Annotated in this window: 19 protein-coding genes; 17 read left to right on the forward strand and 2 right to left on the reverse strand. The window is 46.6% G+C overall.

All coding sequences use genetic code 11. The features are described 5' to 3' along the window. Positions 1–10: 10 nt before the first annotated feature. Both hemF and GC130_RS18485 read left to right on the forward strand, forming a co-directional pair. Complete coding sequence (hemF, locus tag GC130_RS18480) at positions 11–910, forward strand: oxygen-dependent coproporphyrinogen oxidase (protein WP_151999830.1); 900 nt, start codon at positions 11–13, stop codon at positions 908–910. Next, complete coding sequence (locus GC130_RS18485) at positions 907–1,467, forward strand: phosphatase PAP2 family protein (RefSeq protein ID WP_151999831.1); 561 nt, start codon at positions 907–909, stop codon at positions 1,465–1,467. The genes hemF and GC130_RS18485 overlap by 4 nt, the downstream gene beginning before the upstream one ends. Here GC130_RS18485 and GC130_RS18490 read toward each other — a convergent pair. Then, positions 1,453–2,151 carry a LytTR family DNA-binding domain-containing protein gene (locus GC130_RS18490; RefSeq protein ID WP_151999832.1) on the reverse strand — a complete coding sequence of 233 codons (699 nt, stop codon included), beginning with the start codon at positions 2,149–2,151 and terminating at the stop codon, positions 1,453–1,455. The genes GC130_RS18485 and GC130_RS18490 overlap by 15 nt on opposite strands. A gap of 32 nt (positions 2,152–2,183) precedes the next feature. Further along, the gene (locus GC130_RS18495) at positions 2,184–2,771 is read right to left on the reverse strand and encodes a riboflavin synthase (RefSeq protein ID WP_151999833.1); all 588 of its coding nucleotides are present in this window, start codon (positions 2,769–2,771) and stop codon (positions 2,184–2,186) included. Positions 2,772–2,909: 138 nt separating this feature from the next. Here GC130_RS18495 and GC130_RS18500 point away from each other — a divergent pair, with 138 nt between their 5' ends. The 15 genes from GC130_RS18500 (at position 2,910) to GC130_RS18570 (ending at position 19,347) form a co-directional block, all read left to right on the forward strand. Further along, positions 2,910–3,563, forward strand: coding sequence for a protein-L-isoaspartate(D-aspartate) O-methyltransferase (locus GC130_RS18500; protein ID WP_151999834.1), 654 nt, complete (start codon positions 2,910–2,912; stop codon positions 3,561–3,563). 4 nt (positions 3,564–3,567) lie between these two features. Next, positions 3,568–4,104, forward strand: a complete 537-nt coding sequence (locus tag GC130_RS18505; RefSeq protein ID WP_151999835.1) for an acyl-CoA thioesterase — start codon at positions 3,568–3,570, stop codon at positions 4,102–4,104. Positions 4,105–4,110: 6 nt separating this feature from the next. Next, positions 4,111–4,611 (forward strand): hypothetical protein, encoded by a 501-nt coding sequence (locus tag GC130_RS18510; RefSeq protein ID WP_151999836.1) that lies wholly within the window; start codon positions 4,111–4,113, stop codon positions 4,609–4,611. A 113-nt stretch (positions 4,612–4,724) separates the two neighbouring features. Next, a complete protein-coding gene (locus tag GC130_RS18515) occupies positions 4,725–5,702 on the forward strand; it encodes a c-type cytochrome (RefSeq protein ID WP_151999837.1) in 978 nt (325 codons plus the stop codon). 114 nt (positions 5,703–5,816) lie between these two features. Beyond that, positions 5,817–6,224 carry a hypothetical protein gene (locus GC130_RS18520; protein WP_151999838.1) on the forward strand — a complete coding sequence of 136 codons (408 nt, stop codon included), beginning with the start codon at positions 5,817–5,819 and terminating at the stop codon, positions 6,222–6,224. A 195-nt stretch (positions 6,225–6,419) separates the two neighbouring features. Then, the gene (locus GC130_RS18525) at positions 6,420–7,640 is read left to right on the forward strand and encodes a redoxin family protein (RefSeq protein ID WP_151999839.1); all 1,221 of its coding nucleotides are present in this window, start codon (positions 6,420–6,422) and stop codon (positions 7,638–7,640) included. 221 nt (positions 7,641–7,861) lie between these two features. Continuing rightward, positions 7,862–8,890 (forward strand): sensor histidine kinase, encoded by a 1,029-nt coding sequence (locus GC130_RS18530; protein ID WP_151999840.1) that lies wholly within the window; start codon positions 7,862–7,864, stop codon positions 8,888–8,890. After that, a complete protein-coding gene (locus GC130_RS18535) occupies positions 8,887–9,603 on the forward strand; it encodes a LytTR family DNA-binding domain-containing protein (protein WP_151999841.1) in 717 nt (238 codons plus the stop codon). The genes GC130_RS18530 and GC130_RS18535 overlap by 4 nt, the downstream gene beginning before the upstream one ends. 41 nt (positions 9,604–9,644) lie before the next feature. Continuing rightward, positions 9,645–12,230, forward strand: coding sequence for a TonB-dependent receptor domain-containing protein (locus tag GC130_RS18540; protein WP_193217908.1), 2,586 nt, complete (start codon positions 9,645–9,647; stop codon positions 12,228–12,230). Positions 12,231–12,416: 186 nt separating this feature from the next. Further along, on the forward strand, positions 12,417–14,264 hold the full coding sequence (locus GC130_RS18545; RefSeq protein WP_151999843.1) for a sulfatase-like hydrolase/transferase: 1,848 nt from the start codon (positions 12,417–12,419) through the stop codon (positions 14,262–14,264). Between the two features lie 4 nt (positions 14,265–14,268). Continuing rightward, entirely contained in the window at positions 14,269–15,381 is a 1,113-nt protein-coding gene (locus tag GC130_RS18550; protein ID WP_151999844.1) for an acyltransferase family protein, read from the forward strand. A 2-nt stretch (positions 15,382–15,383) separates the two neighbouring features. Then, the gene (locus GC130_RS18555; RefSeq protein ID WP_151999845.1) at positions 15,384–15,983 is read left to right on the forward strand and encodes a hypothetical protein; all 600 of its coding nucleotides are present in this window, start codon (positions 15,384–15,386) and stop codon (positions 15,981–15,983) included. Next, entirely contained in the window at positions 15,968–16,558 is a 591-nt protein-coding gene (locus tag GC130_RS18560; protein ID WP_151999846.1) for a PepSY-associated TM helix domain-containing protein, read from the forward strand. Before GC130_RS18555 ends, GC130_RS18560 begins: the two co-directional genes overlap by 16 nt. A gap of 63 nt (positions 16,559–16,621) precedes the next feature. Continuing rightward, a complete protein-coding gene (locus GC130_RS18565) occupies positions 16,622–17,938 on the forward strand; it encodes an amino acid permease (RefSeq protein ID WP_151999847.1) in 1,317 nt (438 codons plus the stop codon). Continuing rightward, entirely contained in the window at positions 17,935–19,347 is a 1,413-nt protein-coding gene (locus GC130_RS18570) for a glycoside hydrolase family 140 protein (protein WP_151999848.1), read from the forward strand. The genes GC130_RS18565 and GC130_RS18570 overlap by 4 nt, the downstream gene beginning before the upstream one ends. Positions 19,348–19,350: the final 3 nt, after the last annotated feature.

A 19,350-nucleotide genomic window follows, 5' to 3' on the forward strand; every position in this document is an offset into this window, starting at 1 on the left:
CGTTGAAGCTATGCCTGGAAAAGAAGAAATTACAAATTGGTTTAAGGGCTTACAGGATAATATCTGCCTGTCGCTGGAAGCAGCCGACGGCACTGGTTCCTTTGAAGAGGATGCCTGGGACAGGCCTGGCGGCGGCGGCGGCAGGTCACGGGTGATAAGAAATGGGAAAGTAATTGAAAAAGGAGGCGTTAACTTTTCAGCGGTATGGGGCCCAACACCCGAAAAAGTCCTTCAGTCCTTTGGCCTCGACCAGGCAGATTTCTATGCTACAGGCGTGTCCATCGTTCTCCACCCCTCCAATCCCTTTGTGCCCATCATTCACATGAACGTTAGGTACTTTGAAATGAGCAACGGCGTATGCTGGTTTGGCGGCGGCATCGACCTCACCCCACACTATATAAACCCCAACGACGCCGTCTATTTCCACCTGGCGCTCAAAAACACCTGTGACAGGCACAACCCGACTTATTACCCAAAGTTCAAGGAATGGGCCGACAACTATTTCTATGTGCAGCACCGCCACGAGACCCGTGGCATCGGTGGGATATTCTTCGACCATTTGAAAGCGGAGCATGGAATTTCGATGGAAGACCGATGGAAATTTGTGCAAGACGTGGGTAACACCTTTGCACCTACCTACACGCACTTTATGGCCAGCAATAGCTCGCAGCCTTATGGTGAGCGGGAGAAAAACTGGCAGATGCTGCGAAGAGGCCGCTATGTGGAGTTTAATCTCGTGCTCGACAGGGGTACAAAATTTGGATTAGAAACAGATGGACGTATTGAGTCGATTCTGATGAGCCTGCCGCCATTGGCTGGCTGGGAGTACAACCACCAGCCTGAAGCAGGTACGCCCGAACATGACACTCTTTTGTCCCTTAAGAAAGGGGTTAACTGGTTGGTCTTATGAACTGGCTAATTGAATTAGATCAACAATTTTTTCTGTGGCTCAATGCACACCACGCCATTTGGCTCGACGGCCCCATGCTGCTGATAACAGGAAGGAATACCTGGATTCCGCTTTACCTCGTTCTCATTATCCGGCTGATCTACAAGCAAAAAAAGGAAGCGATCTGGTCAATACTTGCCATCGTACTTACCATTGCAATTGCAGATCAACTCACGTCTGGTTTAATGAAGCCATTTTTTGAAAGGCTGAGACCATGTCATGACCCAGGCATTTCCTCGCTGGTACACCTTGTCGGCGGATGCGGCGGCAAATTTGGTTTTGCCTCCTCACATGCAGCCAACACTTTTGCGTTGGCCGCATTCATCAGTTTGTTGCACAAAGGCAAATCCTACTGGCACTTTGTGTGGTTCGCCTGGGCTGCCTTAGTAACCTATAGCCGGATTTATGTTGGTGTACACTATCCCGGCGATTTACTTGTGGGAGCCCTTGTGGGTATTGCCGCAGCCTATACCATTTATCTGGTTGGAAGAAAAACAGGTAGATTAAAGCATGTTTAGCTTCTTGATAAATTTCTCCTTGTAAGAAGCTCCGACCGGCACACTCTTATCGCCAATCATGATATTCGATTCCTCCAGATGGTCGACATTGTCGATATTAATAATGTACGACCTGTGCACCCTGGCAAAGGAAGTGGTCGGGAGTCGCTTTTCTATCCCCTTCATTGTGTAGTGAACAATGTACTTTCCTTTTTTTGTATTGAAGATCACGTAATCAGCCAGTGCTTCAACAAACAGCAGGTCGCTTAGCTGAATCCTCACAAGCCTGCCATCGCACTTCACAAAAACGTGGGTCTGCTTTTCTACAAATCTGCGAAGTGTCTCAATATTCTCTTTGCCTTTGGTAGCAGCCTTCAAAAAACGTGGGTACTCAAAAGGCTTTACCAGATAGTCGACCACGCTATTCTCAAACGCCTGCACCGCATACTGCTCTTCGGAAGTGATGAACACAATCTGATAAGATTTGTCCAGCGACTCCATTAACTCGAGCCCTGACATTTCTGGCATTTGGATATCCAGAAACAGCAAATCGACGTCAGCATCCTCCTTTACCAGTATGTTTTTGGCTTCAATGGGATTGGCAAGCTCATAGCTCAACGTTAGAAATTCCGTTTTTTCAATATAGTGCTTAACCAGCTTTCTCGCCAGCGGGTCATCATCCACTACCATGCATTTAACTTCCATAGTAAATTCTTAAGGTTGAAGGTTCAGGTCGATTAGTATCCTTTTAATATTCTTTGAATATATTTCCCCAAAATATCAAATTCAAGATTAACATTAGTACCCTTGCTGATATTTTTGAAATTTGTATGCTCAAAAGTATAGGGAATAATGGCCACCCTAAACTCCCCTTTTCTTGAGTTAAAACAAGTCAGGCTTACACCATTGACACAAATGGAGCCTTTTTCGACAGTGACATTGCCCAATGCGTCATCATACTTAAAGTCGAACAGCCAACTGCCGTCTTCTTCCGTTCTGCTTATACAAACGCCAACCTGATCAACATGCCCTTGTACGATATGGCCATCGAACCGACCATTGGCCAGCATGCATCTTTCCAGGTTAACAAGGTCGCCTTCTCCCAGCAGCCCCAGCGAAGTCTTCTCCATGGTTTCGTGGATAGCCGTAACCTGATGCGCTCCACCGTCTACGCCAACCACCGTCAGGCAAACACCGTTGTGAGACACACTCTGATCTATCTTTAGCTCGGCGCTAATCGCACTTTCGATTGTGAAAGTATAGTTGGTTCCTGACTTTTCTATTTTCTCTACTTTCCCTGTAGTTTCAACAATCCCTGTAAACATCTCAATTATTAATTATCCAGCGAATTTAATTGGCAAAAGCTCCCCACGGTAGCCTTTTCCAATATCTTTCAAAAGTAATGAACAAAACCTATCTCCTTCTGTGACCCGTACTGTCAATTCAACTAAATTGCCGTCAGAATGGAAGACAGCTACAGGCACAAAGGGCTAAGAAGAGGACTTGTAAATACGTTAATTGAAAAAGGGATCAAGAGCAAAATGGTGCTCGATGCCATTGGCAAAGTACCTCGTCACTTTTTCTTCGACAATGCCTTTGTAGAACACGCCTATCAGGACAAGGCCTTTCCCATTGGGGAAGATCAAACCATTTCTCAGCCCTACACTGTGGCGTTTCAAACACAGCTAACGGGCGCAGGGCCAGGAAGTAAAGTTCTGGAAATTGGCACCGGGTCTGGCTATCAGTGCTGTATTTTACTGGAGCTTGGCGCTGAGGTCTACACCATTGAGTACAACAAAGTGCTTTATGAAAGAACTCGTAAATTTCTACCCGCAATGGGGTATAAAGCCCATTTCTTCCAGGGTGATGGGTCGAAGGGCATGCCTAACTTTGCTCCGTTCGACGCTATTTTGGTTACTGCGGGAGCGCCCACAATTCCAACTGCACTTGTTGAGCAGCTAAAGCCGGGAGGCAGGCTGGTAATACCGGTGGGTGATGACAAAAGCCAAAAAATGATTCGGATAACCAAAAAAGAAGGCAACAAACTGGTGAAAGAAACTTTCGATAATTTTAGCTTTGTGCCATTACTGGGCGAGCATGGCTGGGGCAAAAAATAAGGAGATGGCAAAAAAAGCAAAGAGTGCAAAAGAATCGGAAGTAGTCATGACAGAGCTGGTGTTGCCCAACGACACCAACACGCTCAACAACCTCATGGGAGGTCGGCTGATGCACTGGATGGACATCGTAAGCGCCATTGCAGCGCAAAAGCATTCAAACCGCATCGTGGTAACAGCCTCCGTTGACAACGTTTCTTTTGGCAAGCCCATACGGCTGGGAAATGTGGTAACACTCAAGGCCCGGGTAACACGTGCATTCAGTTCCTCTATGGAAGTATATATTCAGGTGACAGCCGAAGACATTCCTGGCAATAAAAAAATCGACAGCAACACCGCCTTTTTCACTTTCGTGGCTGTAGACCAAACCGGCCGACCCATTGATGTGCCGGAATTAACTCCTGAAACGGAATTTGAAAAAGAGCTCTACGAAGGGGCGCTTCGCCGCCGTCAGCTAAGGCTGGTGCTGGCAAAAAGAATGAAGCCTGAGGATGCCGTAGAGTTGAAGTCTATTTTTAAGTTAAAACCTGAAGACCTAAGCTAAATCACTATGGGCGCTGATCTCCATCCGACTTCGTTGAAAGCTTTGTTTACTGAAGAGCTTTACCTGATTGGTGAAAAGCAAAGTGCTCAGGCACCAGCAGAAAAGCCGGCCCCTGTTGAAGCTACAAAACCGGAGGAGACAAAAACTCCAATGGCTGAACCAGCCGCCCCCAAACAAAACACGCTAATCATTCTCAAACAACCTTTTCAGGCACTCGAAACGTCGCAGAAAGAGCTACTGACCAAAATCACAGGGGCAGTTAGCATAGACCTGAGCAGTGCTGTGCTCATCAGCGAATCGGATTACAAAGCCAATCCAGCACAAACAGTTTCCTTCAGCAAGGTACTCTCGTTCGGCGTGGAGTTACCAGTCTCCACCTCAAAATACTCAGTCATCAAAAGGGATGGACAGCAGTACCTGGCCTCCGACAGCCTGGCTGCCCTCGAACAAGCCATTGCGCTAAAAGGAAAGCTTTGGAAAGCCATGCAGGAGATGTTCCTCGGCTAGCAATCGGCTCGAAATCCTTTCGTTTTTAATTTCTGATATTGTATTTTGGTGACGGTTTTTTTATGCTTTTTCCAGCCTTGGACATTTTTGTAAGCTAACCAACTCTATCTAGTATGAATAAGATTCTAAAGGTGACGATTATCGTCATCAGTGTGTTAATCCTGATAATTGCGTCAGGCTTGTCCTACCTGAAATTTGCACTTCCTGACGTGGGGCCTGCCCCCGAGATATCAGTTGAAGGTACCGAACAGCAAATTGAACGAGGCCGCTACCTCGCTAACCACGTAAGCGTTTGCATCGATTGCCACTCCACACGTGACTGGAGCAAGTTTGCCGGACCTCCTATACCTGGTACTGAAGGCAGAGGCGGTGAACTTTTTGATCAGAGCTTTGGCTTCCCGGGTCGGTTTGTTTCGAAAAATATCACGCCTTATCACCTGGAAAGCTGGACGGACGGAGAAATTTACAGAGCCATTACAACAGGCGTTAGCAAACAGGGAACAGCCTTCTTCCCCGTAATGCCCTACAAGTACTATGGCAAAATGGACACTGAGGATATTAAGTCTATTATCGCTTATGTCCGATCACTCACTCCCTTAGCATTTGATCCCGAGTCTTCCGCCGCCGATTTTCCCGTCAATTTCATCATCAATACTATGCCAGCAGCGGCCAGTCCGAAGAAAATACCAGACCCGAAAAATGTAGTCGAGTACGGCGCCTATGTGGCAAATGCCGCAGGCTGTGCCGAATGCCACACCAAGCAGGAAAACGGGCAAGTGGTGGGCGAGCTGTTTGCAGGCGGATTTGAATTCAACATGGGCAACGGCTATATGGTATCGTCCATGAATATTACCCCACACGAAACGGGCATCGGCAAATGGACAAAAGCAGCCTTTATCCAACGGTTCAAGCTTTACACCGACTCCACCTACGTCCTACCTGATGTGGACATGGCAAAAGGTGAATTCCAAACTGTGATGCCATGGACCATGTACGCTGGCATGACCGAACAGGACTTGGGAGCCATTTACGAATATTTGCAAACAATTGATCCCGTACCGAACACAGTGGAACGCTGGAAAAAGCTATAAACCAGCCATTTGTTAACCTCTTAAAATCAGACACTTACACTTACGAATGAAACAAAATAGTTTTAAAAACGCTATAACTAGTTGTAACCAGTTATAAATTTTAAATTAAAAACTATGAAAATTCTAAGAGGTGTATTGATGTCAGCTATGCTGTCGATGTTGTTATTTAGTTGTACCCAGGACTCAAAAAAAGGGGCTGAGGACATGAAAGAGAATGCAACAGAAGCTGTAGAAAATGCGACTGATAAGATCAAAGTTGAAAAGGCGAAGCTTACCGCCAAAATTGAAAATCAGATTGACGAGTTGGATGAGAAGCTCGAAGGTTTGAAGGACAAAATGGACGAGGAAAGCGAAACGCTCAAAGAAAAACTCAATGATCAAAAGGAGCAGCTTCAGTCCAAACTGGAAGACGTGAAAGAGGCTACCAAAGACAATTGGAATGGCATCAAAGAAGATGCAACCACAGTTGTCAACAATGTAAAAAAGGAGTTCAACGACGTGTTCAAAAAAGAAGAGAGCTAATAAATCAGAAGACTAGCACATAATCAAAATGAAGAGTGGACAAACGTCCACTCTTTCTGTTTAGGGGGTATTTCGCCCATTCCCCAATGAATTTCTCTTCCTAACAATACATTTCATTGCCTTTGGCGAAAGTTATTGATAAGTTCGAAAAACCGACAGACACGAAACCGTGCTAATATTGTTACTATTGAAACTATGAAAATTCTAAAGAATTCATTTGCTGCCATTATTGTATTTGCCACAATATTCTCTGCGTGCCAAAGCAATAAAAATGAAAGCCAAAGTGCCGAAGCCAGTGAAACGGAAGCATCGGGTGAAATGAAGCCCGCTTTTGTTGCCAATCCGCAGTTCATTGCCAAAAGAGAAGTGACTACGCTTGAAATAGGAGCAAAAGCCCCGGACTTCAACCTACCAGGTGTTGATGGAAAGTTCTACACCCTTGACGATTTCAGCGATGCCAGTGTGCTTGTGATCATTTTCACATGCAACCACTGCCCTACTGCCCAGGCCTACGAAGACCGCATCAAAGCTGTTGTGAACGATTACAAAGGCAAAAGTGTGAAGCTGATAGCCATTTCACCCAACAGCCCTATGGGACTACTCTACGAAGAACTAGGGTACACCGACCTGAACGACGACTATACGGCCATGCAACTGAGAGCCGACTATATGGACTACAATTTTCCTTACCTGTACGACGGCGACACTGAAGAAGCCTCTCTGCAATATGGCCCGGTCGCTACTCCTCACGCTTTTGTTTTCGACAGCAACAGAGCATTGACCTACAATGGTCGTCTTGACAAAGTGGAAAAACCCGGCACAACCAACTCAGAGGATTTGAGAGCCGCAATAGACGCCACCCTTGAAGGAAAACCTATAGCTGAGCCGGTAACAAAAGTCTTTGGCTGCTCCACAAAGTGGGGATGGAAAACAGACATGAGAGACCGGGTAGACAAAGACTGGAACAGCAGAGAGGTGAAGGTTGAAGACATCGATTTGGCAGGCATCAAAACTTTGCTAAAAAACGACGACTCGAAAAAACTAAGACTTATCAATGTGTGGGCTACCTGGTGCGGCCCGTGCATGCTGGAGTATCCCGAGTTCATCGCCATCCAACGTATGTACGGTGCCCGTGATTTCGAATTTGTATCCATCTCGGCTGATAAGCTGGAAAAGAGAGATAAAGTGCTCGAGTTTCTTGATAAAAAGGAATCGGGAGTACCCAACTATATATTTACGGGCGGCGACAACTATGCTATGGTTGAAGCGTTTGGTGACGGCTGGGACGGCGCATTGCCTTACACAGCACTGGTAGAGCCGGGAGGCAAGGTGGTGTACGAGCACCAGGGTGAAGTCGACTTCCTGGAACTAAAAAGAGCCATTGTAGAACATGAGATGATAGGCAGAGTGTACTAACATTCCCACATTTCCCGTCCTGAAAAATCTGATAAGTGAAGTCTGGAAACGGGCTTCACTTTTATTTTTTAAAGAAACTGGCTGAAAGCCATCCTCAAAAATCAGCCATTCTTCCTCAAATTCTCTCCTTACGTCCATTAGTGACTGCTGAGGGTTAACTCTAAGCCATCTTTGTATGTTTAATAGGCTGTTGACACTGTCTTCAGTGTAAAACTCATCGCATGGCAATTATAGAAACCAACGGAAAGAACTTAAGAATACTCCTCCATTTTGGAGTTTGGTTCATTCTGTTTTTCTTTCCCGTCTTCGTTTTTTATGGCGACACACTCGACATTAGCATTGTGGCACGCAGAACCTGGGCGCCAATGGGATTTTCCGTCATCATTTTCTATGTGAATTACTTCATCTTTATTGAAAAATTCATTTTCGATAGAAAAGGGCTTCGTTTTATTCTTTCTAATATTCTGCTGGTGGCAGTCTGCATTTTTCTGCACAGTCAAATCAGAGAAATCTTTTTTGAAAGCCACGACAAACCTCACTCTTCAAGCTTTAAAATATTCTCAGTTTACTGGGAGTCGATCACGGCCATCATCACTATTGGACTTAGCATGGCTGTGAGAATGACGCAGCGGTGGATTGAATCAGAAAACCTAAGGAGAAACTCTGAAAATGCGCAATTGCATTCAGAGCTCACCTATCTTCAGTATCAGTTGCAGCCTCACTTTTTCTTCAACTCCCTTAACAATATATACTCGCTTGTAGACAGCTCTCCTGAAAAAGCGAAGGAAACTATTCACAGCCTGGCCAAGCTGATGCGCTACATGCTTTACGAGGCCAAGGAAGGCAAAGTATCACTGGTAAAAGAGGTAGAGTTTCTGGAGAAGTTTATTGACCTGATGGAGATAAGGCTTCCGGCTAATATCAAGGTAAAAAAGACTTTTGGCAAGGTGCAGGAGGGTGCCACCATCACTCCACTTCTTTTCCTTCCACTCGTGGAAAACGCTTTCAAACACGGAGCCAGCGGATCGGCAAAAGGAACCATTGAGTTTGAGCTGGTAATGGCAAATGGCGAAGTGACATTTACAGTAGCAAACCCTAACCTACCAAAAACTATGGACGACAAAAGTGGTTCTGGCATAGGGTTGGTCAATCTTGAAAAAAGGCTGGATTTGATGTATGCTGGAAAATACAGCATTAGCCATGACATAGCGGATGACATTTATAAAACAGAGCTAAAAATTAAGCTATGAAAAAGATTCGCTGCCTGATTGTCGACGATGAGCCATTAGCACTCAACCTTATTGAGGGCTATGTGGAAAAAACGCCATTTCTTGAACTGGCTGGAAAATGCAGTAGTGCGTATGAGGCCTTGGAAAAAATAGCCGCTGAAAAAATAGATTTACTGTTTCTCGACATTCAAATGCCTGGGCTTACTGGCATGGAACTATCGAGATCACTAAAAAATGGCCCTAAAGTCGTTTTCACTACGGCATTTGAAGAGTATGCCCTTGAAGGGTTCAAAGTAGATGCCATCGACTATCTGCTTAAACCTTTTAACTACGAGGAGTTTCTGAAATCGGCAAACAAGGCCAGAGAATGGATATCAGTGACGTCAGGCGGTAGCTCGGAAACAGATCCCAATGCCCTTTTTGTCAAATCAGAATATAAACTGGTAAAAATCGACTTGCAGAAGGTGCTTTACATCGAAGGACTGAAAGACTACGCAAAAATATTCCTTCAGGATCAAACAAGGCCCGTCATGACATTGATGAGCTTGAAATCATTAGAAGAGCAGCTTCCATCTCAACAATTCATGAGAATACACCGGTCTTTTATTGTGAGACTAGACCGCATTGACCTGATAGAAAGAAACAAAGTGGTCATTGGACAAGTGGGCATCACGATTGCAGACGCATACAAAGAAACATTTCAGGCATACCTGAACAAAAAATCAGTGAAGTAATGAAACTAACATACAACATAAAGTCAAATAGGATCCTTAGCATGAAAAAGCTACTTACTATCATGTTTACAATTGGCAGCGTAGGACTTGCACTAGCCCAGTCGGCGACGGTAGAAAATACCCCTGCTCAAACTCCGGGCGAGGCCAGTTATAGAAGCACACCTTTAGCCGCAACTGATGCCGGGAATGGCGAAATTGAGGGAGTTGTGCTGGATGCTGAAACAAATCAGCCTGTAGAATTTGCCACTGTTTCACTTATTGACCCTGCAACAGACAAGCCCATCGACGGCGCTGTCTGCGACAACAAAGGTCAGTTCAAAATATCAAAAGTTGAGGCCGGTACGTACAATGTAGCTATTTCTTTCATCGGCTATGAAAGGCAGGTAATTGAAGGGATCACTGTTGAAGACAAAAAAGACAAAGTAAATCTTGGTGTCATCAAACTGGGATCTGCCACTGAGGTGCTTCAGGAAGTTTCGGTCGTGAGTCAGCGTGACATGGTCGAAGAAAAAGTCGACCGGACTATTTACAATGCCGAATTGGATGCGACCACGAGAGGCGGCAACGCTACAGACGTGCTGAGACGTGTGCCAATGCTTTCGGTAGACATGGACGGCAACGTGAGCCTTCGGGGCAATGAAAATATCAGGGTGTTGATCAACAACAAACCCTCGGCAATCATGGCGGCCAACATTGCTGACGCTTTGAAACAAATCCCCGCAGACGAAATAAAGTCGGTAGAGGTGATCACCTCCCCCTCAGCTAAATACGATGCCGAAGGAACATCAGGGATTATAAACATTATCACCAAGAAGAATAACTTGCAGGGTGCTACACTGAATGTGAATACAGGTGTAGGTCTCCGGGGATCGAACCTTGGGCTAAATGGCGCCCTACAAACCAAGAAATTGGGACTCTCGTTGGGCGGCTTCGGCAGGTCCGAGTACAATACCACAGGTAGCTTTGAAAACAGGCAAACTACAATCAGCAATGGGGTAGAAACCTTTACCACTCAAGAAGCAAGTACCACTTCCAACAGGCTATTTGGACGCTACACCTTTGGTCTTGATTATGACTTCAATGATAAAAACTATCTGACTGGTTCAGTACAGCTAGGAGCCAGAAATGGCAGGGGTACCCAGGATGATCTAACCAGCGAATCTTTTCAGGACGGTGTTTTAGTTAGGGAAACGTTAAAGGATGTTACAACAAAGGATTTATCGAACAATATTGATGTAAGCCTGGCATACACACACGTATTTAATAAGCCCCAGAAAGAACTGACCATCATGGGTATGTGGAGTATAAACGACCGAACCAATGACTTCACTAACTACAATTACGACGTAGACGATGAAACACTGTTGACCAGGCTAAAAAACCTCAACGACAGCTATGATGAAGAAACCACTTTACAAATTGACTACGCCAGCCCTATTGGTGACAAACAGCTAGTTGAATATGGTGCCAAGCAAATCATGAGAACGGCTGTCAGCGACTACACTTACCTCAGTGCCGATGGTGAAAATGGCAGCTACGTACAGCTGGAAGGGACTACACTCAACAACAACCTTGACTACAGACAGGGAATTACATCAGGGTATTTGTCCTACACTGCCACCCTGCCTAAAAACTACAGCGTGAAAGCAGGCGCCAGATACGAATACACTACTATAACCGCTTTTACCAAGACTGAAAGTGACATCGACATTCCATCTTACGGTGTTATTGTGCCAAGCGTTAACCTGTCAAAGAAACTGGAAAACGGCAACATGGTAAAACTGGGATACAACAGAAGAATCCAACGCCCATCCATCAGGTTTCTGAACCCTAACATACAAGCTTCTAATCCATTGAATATTTCAGTTGGAAACCCAGAACTAGACCCTGAATACACCAACAACTATGAGTTGGGCTACAGCTCCTACTTCAAAAGGTCTTCTATACAAACAGCCCTTTTCGTCCGCAATACCACTGGCGCCATCAGCAGCGTGCGTGATGTAAGAGGCGACACCATCAGAACCACCTACCAAAATATTGGCCAGGAAGATGCGTACGGCATCAACCTTTCTGCCAATATCAACTTTGGAAAGCTAATGCTCAATGGTGGTTCAGATGTGTACTATGCTGTACTTTCAAACAACAACCCTGACCCCATTTACAATGCCAGCAATACGGGTATTGTCATCAGCGGAAGGTTTTTTGGAAACTACGACCTGGGCAATGGATATGGTCTGCAAATGTTCAGCTTTTTCCGTCTGAGAAGAACCGAACTACAAGGCTATAGAGGTGGGTTTGGGATGTATAACCTTGGTATTAAGAAAGATTTCAATGAAAGACGTGGAAGCATTGGTCTGGGGGTTCAGAACTTCCTCAACCCAAAGCTCAAGGTTAAGAGCGAAACCATTACCCCTATTATCGTACAAAACAGCATTGATATCAGAAATAATCTCAGCTTCTCGTTGAACTTCAGCTATCGCATTGGTAAAATAACTACTGATGGCCCACAGCGCCGAAGAAAGTCCATTCAAAATGACGACTTGAAAGGTGACGGTGGCGACAGCGATGGAGGTGGTGCGGCGCCAGCAGCCCCAGCAGCTACTCAGAGAAGAGGACGAGGAAACTAAGCTACCCAGCAAAAGACAATAATTTAAGTTTGGTAGGGGTAAAGGCCGTGGCATATTTGCCCGGCTTTTTCTGTTTTATCGGCGCAATCCGCCGTGCCACTATCATTGTTTGCCGCTACTAAATCTTCAGACAACCCTGTAATTTCTTTTTGCTATCTTTTGGGTTGTAACCATACCTGCACCTCAATGTTAGCTGATAAAGCAAAACCAGGCAGCCTTATTGCCACACTCCTGTTGACTAGTCTTTTTTGGTCCTGCGAGCAAAAAGAAGAACTAACTCCACCCAACATACTATGGATAGTCAGCGAAGACAACAGCCCCTTTCTTGGTGCTTATGGCGACGATTTCGCTACTACCCCCACTCTCGATTCCCTGGCCGCCCTCAGTGTTCTCTACACCAACGCCTTTGCTACCACACCAGTGTGTGCCCCTTCCCGGTCTACACTCATCACAGGCATGTACAGTGCCTCGCTGGGCACCCTGCCTATGCGCAGCCCCTACCCCATACCAGATTACATGCGCTTCTTTCCCAATTACCTCAGGGATGCTGGCTACTACACTACCAACAACTCCAAAAAAGATTACAATACGGTTGATCAACCTGAATGTTGGGACGAATCCAGCAACAAAGCGACTTACCTGAACCGGCAGCCTGGTCAACCGTTCTTCCATGTTCAGAATATTTTCATTACTCATGAAAGTCAGATTCACGATTCAATTCCCTGGGGAGACCTGAAACACGATCCGACCAAAGTACCCATGCCTGCATACCATCCCCGCACCAAAGACATGGAGCACGACTGGGCACAGTACTACGACCGAGTGCAGCAAATGGATTCTCAAGTGGCTGGTATTTTGGCCGATTTGAGAAAAAGCGGAGAGGCAGAAAATACCATTGTCCTTTACTATTCCGACCATGGCGGAGTGCTGGGCAGAAGCAAGAGGTTTATGTACGAATCAGGGCTTCACATCCCTTTGATTATCAACTTCCCGGAGAAGTACAAGCACCTGGCACCATCAGCAGCGGGCTCTAAAAGTGATCGTTTGGTTAACTTTGTGGACTTTGGCCCAACCGTTCTAAGTCTGGCAGGCGTTACAGTGCCTGACTATATGCAGGGCAAGCCGTTTTTAGGTAGCCAGCAGGCCGAGCCGAAGCAATATGCCCATGCCTACCGGGGACGAATGGATGAGAGAATTGATCTGGTAAGAGGTGTAAGAGACAAACAGTTCAGGTACATCAGGAACTACATGCCTCACAAGCCCAATGGCCAGCACCTTTACTACCTATGGCTGGCTCGCTCTATGCCTTCCTGGGAAAAGGCTTTTAAAAATGGTGAGCTGAATGACGTGCAATCAAGGTTTTGGCTGCCAAGGCCTGCCGAAGAGCTCTACGATGTTGCGAAAGACCCGGACAATATCAACAACCTGGCAACCGACCCGGCATACACTAATACCTTGCTGGAGCTGCGCAACGAGAACCTTAGGTGGGTAAAAGAGATCAGGGATGCCAACTTCCTGCCGGAGCCAATGACAGCCGAAATATCGGAAGTGCAGCCTGTATTCGACTATGTGAGAGGCAAAGACTTCCGGATGGATTACGTGATTGAAACTGCCGACCTGGCGAGTATGCGTGATCCTTCTGCACTGCCGGAGTTGATCAAGAGACTTGATGACCCCAACGCAGCCGTAAGGTATTGGGCAGTTACCGGCACCATGATACTAGAGGACAAATCACCCGAAACAAAAGCCGTTCTGCTTAAAATGGCTAAAGATCCCTCGGCAAGTGTGCGGCTGGCTGTCGCTGAAGCCCTTTACAAATCGGGAATTAAGAAAGAAGCGCTTGATATCTGCGTCTCCGAACTGCAATCTCCCAGAGCGATTACCCGGGTGTATGCAGCCAACGTGCTTGAAGAGTTTGGAATGGATGCGCTTCCTGCAAAGCAAGCTCTCGAACAATCGCTTGCCGACAGTGTAGGGCAGGCCATCAGCGAGACACCAAAAGCTGTCAATCACATCCTGGACAGGTTAAAGTAGGCCAATGACTACTCCAGCACTTTCGAACCAGCGACTCGTATCTCTTGATGTCATGAGAGGTCTGATCATGATTTTGTTGGCAGGCGAGGCTTGTCGGGTGTGGGACTCCATCCACGAACTAAGCCCAGAGAGTTTTTTTGGAAGTTATGTCATGATCCAGTTTTTCCACCACCCCTGGAATGGCCTCCGCTTCTGGGACTTGATACAACCGGCCTTCATGACCATGGCAGGCACGGCCATGTATCTTTCCTATTTACAGAAAGAAAAGAAGGGCATTAGCTGGGAAGACAATTGGAAGCACATACTTATCAGGTGCCTCAAGTTGCTGATAGCAGGCACAGCCCTGCATTGTGTGTACAGCGGCAAACTGGTTTGGGAGCTTTGGAATGTGCTGACACAACTGTCGGTAACCACACTTATTGCTTACCTGATCATTCGGAAATCATTTGCATTCCAATTCGCAGTTTCAATTGGATTGCTGATGCTCACAGAACTTATGTATCGTTTCATTTTAATGCCCGGCTTCGACCAACCATTCGTTGATCAGCACAACTTTGGCAACTACATGGACATGGTGCTGATGGGCAAAATCAACGGCGGAGGCTGGGTCACCATCAACTTTATTCCTACCGCAGCGCACACCATCTGGGGAGTGTTAATCGGCAAATGGCTAATGGAGGACAAGCCAGCCTCGGCGAAGCTAAAATGGCTATCAATAGCTGGACTCGGCTTTTTGGTTGTCGGGTTTGCAATGGATTTAGCTGGTATCACTCCTATAATCAAGAGAATCGCCACCAGCTCTTTCACTATTGCATCGGCTGGCTGGGTAATTCTTTTGGTGGCACTTCTATTTTGGTGGGTCGATATCAGAAAAAAACAACGAGGGGTACTAATAGCCACAGTAGTGGGAATGAACTCAATATTCATATACCTGTTTTTCGAAACTGTTGGCCACCAATGGTTCAATAAGACCCTGGCGGTCTTCGCTGGCGGCTTCACCGGTTTGCTCGGCGCAGGTGAACATTGGCAAGCCTTATTTGCGGCTTTGGCGGCCTGGGTCTTCACCTGGTATCTGTGCTATTGGCTGTATCACAGGAAGATTTTCTTTAAGCTGTAGTTATGAAGGTGAAAAATTACCTCTTGCAGTTTCATATCTACCTGGGACTTTTTTGCACACCTTACCTGCTTATTTTCGCCCTGTCCTCTCTCAGTTTTAACCATGTCTCATTAAAAGAGGAGTTTACCCCGGTCAAATCCGAGCGTATAGCCATCACCCTAAATGAGGACAGCTTTGATAGCCCTCGAGCGCTAGGTGAGGCACTTCGAGACTCTCTGCACCTCATGGGCTGGTTCATTCCGTGGGAATCACATATAGATTCAGCTAGCTTTCTGGTGAATGTACGCAACCTCGGCAGGGACTTTCGACTAGCAGGCGGCTGGGGTGCCCCCGAAGTCGAGCTAACCACCAACTCCACAAGAATCATATCAAGACTCAAAGGACTTCATGGGCTACATGAAGAAGTCCCCGGAGCACCCTGGTGGATCAATGCCTGGGGGCTCTATCAGGATCTGACCGTTTACTCGCTACTGTTTTGGGCACTGAGTGGCATCTACCTTTGGTGGGTCAGCAAATCGAGGTCGAAGTCTTCGGCGTTTTGGCTCATCGGAAGTTTTACTATGTCGGTTCTACTAATGATCTATTTATGGCTCACCGGGTAAACCTCTATCAACTTATCAGGCAGATCCATATGTATGCTGCCTTCATCACTATCACGTTTCTGGTGATGTATTTTGTCACCGGCTACCTGATGAACAATCCACAATGGTTTGATCAGGAGAAGCCTGCGCCTGACATCAAGACCATTTCAATGAAAAAGCCAGACGTGAGCAATGAGGAGCTGTACAAACAACTAAAAAATAAACTGGAAATAAGCGGCCGCTTCCACAATTCCTGGACAAACAAAGGCACCACTTACTACGAATACCAAAGCATGCTGCGGCAAACGATCATTTCCTTTGACAGCACCCATACCACGGCAACGGTCAAAGTATCTGACAGAAACACTATGGGAAGCGTCACGGCTTACCATAGGCTACACAAATACGGGGGTCCTCCTGCCTATAGCTTGTATATCCTGCTGATGGATCTCGCCAGCCTGGCCCTGCTCATATTCGTACTAACTGGCGTGTACATGTGGCTGAGCTTCGTAAAATACAGGTGGCTGGGTGTGGGCTTCCTTGCTGTTGGCCTCGCCTACTCATTATGGGTTTGGTTAACCTTCATCTTTTACTAATTTCGACGGAATCCGGGGCTGCGCATCCTATTCAACTAACTTGCCCAACAATATGATCCACTTATGTCGCAAGAAAAGAAAATAGGGCTCTGGACTTCTACTTCCCTCGTTGTTGGCAACATGATAGGCTCGGGTATTTTCTTCCTGCCTGTAGCCCTGGCTGCCTACGGGGCTATCAGCCTGCTTGGCTGGGTGATTTCATCCATTGGTGCACTTTTTCTTGCTCTCGTTTTTGTCCGACTCAGTCGGCGATTCCCTAATGAAGATGGGGGGCCCTACACCTATGCCACCAAAGGCCTGGGGCATTTTGCCGGTTTTCTCTCTTCATGGGGCTACCAGATATCCACGCTGGCTACCAATGCTGCCATAGTGGTGGCCTTCGTTAGCTACCTGTCGGTGCTGATCCCCCGGCTTGCCGATAATTCCAGCTACTCCCTGGCAGTGAGCCTGGCTGTCGTATGGCTGCTCACCTGGGTAAATACCCTCGGCATAAAAGAAGCTGGCTATGTGCAGCTAACCACTACTGTATTAAAGCTAGCTCCCTTATTATTGGTAACTATTGCCGGTTTGTTTTATGTCGATTTTGGCAATTTTCGTCCTTTCAATATTAGTGAAGTAAGTAATTTCAGCGCAGTCACCGCCACCGCCACTATCACACTTTTTGCTTTCATGGGCCTGGAAGTAGCAACTATCCCCGGAAAAAGCATCCAGAACCCGGAGACCACAGTTCCAAAAGCCACCATGCTTGGCACGTTGATTACCACCGGGGTTTATATTTTGAGCTCGGTTGCCCTCATGGGAATGATCCATCCTTCCGAACTTCAACATTCCAACGCCCCGTTCGCCGATGCCGCTGGATTGATTTGGGGGGATACCGGCCGTTACCTCATCACCATTGGTGCCCTGATATCCACTTTTGGAGCGCTGAACGGATGGATTCTGCTCCAGGGACAAACCCCCTATGCTGCAGCAAAAAATGGCGATTTCCCCAGGATATTTGCCAAAGTAAATAAAAACGGCACCCCGGCGGTTGGCCTCATCATCGGAAGTGTTATTGTTTCAATATTGTTGGTAATGAACTACTCCCGAGGAATGGCCGGTGCCTTTGAGTTCCTCATCCTGTTAACAGCCACTACCGTCCTTGTGCCGTACCTTTTCTCGGCAGCGTCTTTTTTGATTGTCAACCGAAACCAGAATATTCCCCCGGCAAAACGGCTTTGGGATATTTGCTTGGGTCTGCTCGCATTTGGTTACGGAATGTGGGCGATGATCGGCGCAGGCCAGGAGAGCATTGCCTGGGGTTTTGTATCACTGCTGCTCGGCATACCGCTGTATGTTTTCGGAAAAACTAAACCAACTAGACTGACTTCGAACGAATGAAATATTTAAACGTCGCCTTAAGCATCACGGGCCTACTGCTTATTTTCGGAGTAGCTGCCAAATCGCAGCCTTTGAAGGTGAGCGACAACAAACGCTTTTTAGTAAAGGAAGACGGCTCGCCGTTCTTTTACCTGGCAGACACCGGATGGGAGCTGTTTCACAGACTTGACCGAAACGAGGTTGACTACTACCTGCGAAACAGAGCCAGCAAAGGATTTACGGCTATTCAGGCTGTAATTCTCAGTGAGATAAACGGGCTGACGGTGCCCAACGCTGAGGGAAATCTTCCACTCGTTGATTTCGATCCTTCGCAACCCAACGAAAAGTACTTTGAACTAGTGGATCATGTCGTGAAAAAAGCTGAAGAGTTCGGTTTGTATATGGCACTCCTTCCCACCTGGGGAGCCTATGCAGAGGATCAACCCCACCCTTTGTTTGATAATAAAATGATCTTCACGGAATCCAACGCACGAACCTACGGTGAGTTTTTAGGGAAAAGGTATAAAGACCAGTGGAATGTGTTATGGATACTAGGCGGCGATAGGGTTCCAACCGACAAGGAAAATATTTGGAATGCTATGGCAGAGGGATTGAAGAAAGGAGCTGGCAATGCCCACCTCATCAGCTATCACCCATCTGGCCAGCAAACCAGTTCCGAATGGTTTCACAAAACCAACTGGTTGGACTTCAACATCCTGCAGTCAGGGCACCAGCGTTTTTCTGACAATGTGTACACCAGGGTGGCAAACGACTACAACCTCACCCCGCCCAAGCCTGTACTCAATGGTGAACCGGCCTATGAAGACATCAACGAATGGTTCAATCCCGCTAACCCTCGTTACAACGATTACGAGATAAGAAAATATGCTTACTGGTCAGTCTTTGCCGGAGCCTTTGGCCACACGTATGGCAACAATAATATCTGGCAAATGTACACAGCTGACGTAAGCCCGATTATTTATGCCAACATGCCCTGGAATGAAGCGCTTGAGCAACCCGGAGCAAGCCAGATGCAGCACCTTAGAAACCTGATGGAATCACGCCCATTTTTGACCCGAATTCCAGATCAGTCGGTGATTGATCAGGAAAATTATGAATACGCCTCCGATCACATGCAAGCTACAAGAGACGGCCAACCGGGAAAGAAAGACGCTACTTACATAATGGCCTACCTACCTATGAGTCGGGATCTTTCTATCAAAACGGATGTAATCGACGGAAGAAACTTGTTCGTATGGTGGTACAGCCCCGTTAACGGAGAAGCGATACCCTATGGAAAAGTAAAAAACACAGGCGTGTTCAGGATATCTACCTGGAACGTTTTCGTCAAAGAGAATCAACCTGGGCCTGACTGGGTCATTGTGATTGATGATGCCGACAAAAAATACCCAGCGCCTGGCAAAAAATAAATG

The organism is Imperialibacter sp. EC-SDR9 (assembly GCF_902498805.1).
Lineage (GTDB): Bacteria > Bacteroidota > Bacteroidia > Cytophagales > Cyclobacteriaceae > Imperialibacter.

Bases quoted from the DNA above. Each gene is read 5' to 3' on its own strand.
- hemF (WP_151999830.1), top strand. From the start codon at position 11: ATGCCTGGAAAAGAAGAAATTACAAATTGGTTTAAGGGCTTACAGGAT.
- GC130_RS18485 (WP_151999831.1), top strand. From the start codon at position 907: ATGAACTGGCTAATTGAATTAGATCAACAATTTTTTCTGTGGCTCAAT.
- GC130_RS18490 (WP_151999832.1), bottom strand. From the start codon at position 2,151: ATGGAAGTTAAATGCATGGTAGTGGATGATGACCCGCTGGCGAGAAAG.
- GC130_RS18495 (WP_151999833.1), bottom strand. From the start codon at position 2,771: ATGTTTACAGGGATTGTTGAAACTACAGGGAAAGTAGAGAAAATAGAA.
- GC130_RS18500 (WP_151999834.1), top strand. From the start codon at position 2,910: ATGGAAGACAGCTACAGGCACAAAGGGCTAAGAAGAGGACTTGTAAAT.
- GC130_RS18505 (WP_151999835.1), top strand. From the start codon at position 3,568: ATGGCAAAAAAAGCAAAGAGTGCAAAAGAATCGGAAGTAGTCATGACA.
- GC130_RS18510 (WP_151999836.1), top strand. From the start codon at position 4,111: ATGGGCGCTGATCTCCATCCGACTTCGTTGAAAGCTTTGTTTACTGAA.
- GC130_RS18515 (WP_151999837.1), top strand. From the start codon at position 4,725: ATGAATAAGATTCTAAAGGTGACGATTATCGTCATCAGTGTGTTAATC.
- GC130_RS18520 (WP_151999838.1), top strand. From the start codon at position 5,817: ATGAAAATTCTAAGAGGTGTATTGATGTCAGCTATGCTGTCGATGTTG.
- GC130_RS18525 (WP_151999839.1), top strand. From the start codon at position 6,420: ATGAAAATTCTAAAGAATTCATTTGCTGCCATTATTGTATTTGCCACA.
- GC130_RS18530 (WP_151999840.1), top strand. From the start codon at position 7,862: ATGGCAATTATAGAAACCAACGGAAAGAACTTAAGAATACTCCTCCAT.
- GC130_RS18535 (WP_151999841.1), top strand. From the start codon at position 8,887: ATGAAAAAGATTCGCTGCCTGATTGTCGACGATGAGCCATTAGCACTC.
- GC130_RS18540 (WP_193217908.1), top strand. From the start codon at position 9,645: ATGAAAAAGCTACTTACTATCATGTTTACAATTGGCAGCGTAGGACTT.
- GC130_RS18545 (WP_151999843.1), top strand. From the start codon at position 12,417: ATGTTAGCTGATAAAGCAAAACCAGGCAGCCTTATTGCCACACTCCTG.
- GC130_RS18550 (WP_151999844.1), top strand. From the start codon at position 14,269: ATGACTACTCCAGCACTTTCGAACCAGCGACTCGTATCTCTTGATGTC.
- GC130_RS18555 (WP_151999845.1), top strand. From the start codon at position 15,384: ATGAAGGTGAAAAATTACCTCTTGCAGTTTCATATCTACCTGGGACTT.
- GC130_RS18560 (WP_151999846.1), top strand. From the start codon at position 15,968: ATGGCTCACCGGGTAAACCTCTATCAACTTATCAGGCAGATCCATATG.
- GC130_RS18565 (WP_151999847.1), top strand. From the start codon at position 16,622: ATGTCGCAAGAAAAGAAAATAGGGCTCTGGACTTCTACTTCCCTCGTT.
- GC130_RS18570 (WP_151999848.1), top strand. From the start codon at position 17,935: ATGAAATATTTAAACGTCGCCTTAAGCATCACGGGCCTACTGCTTATT.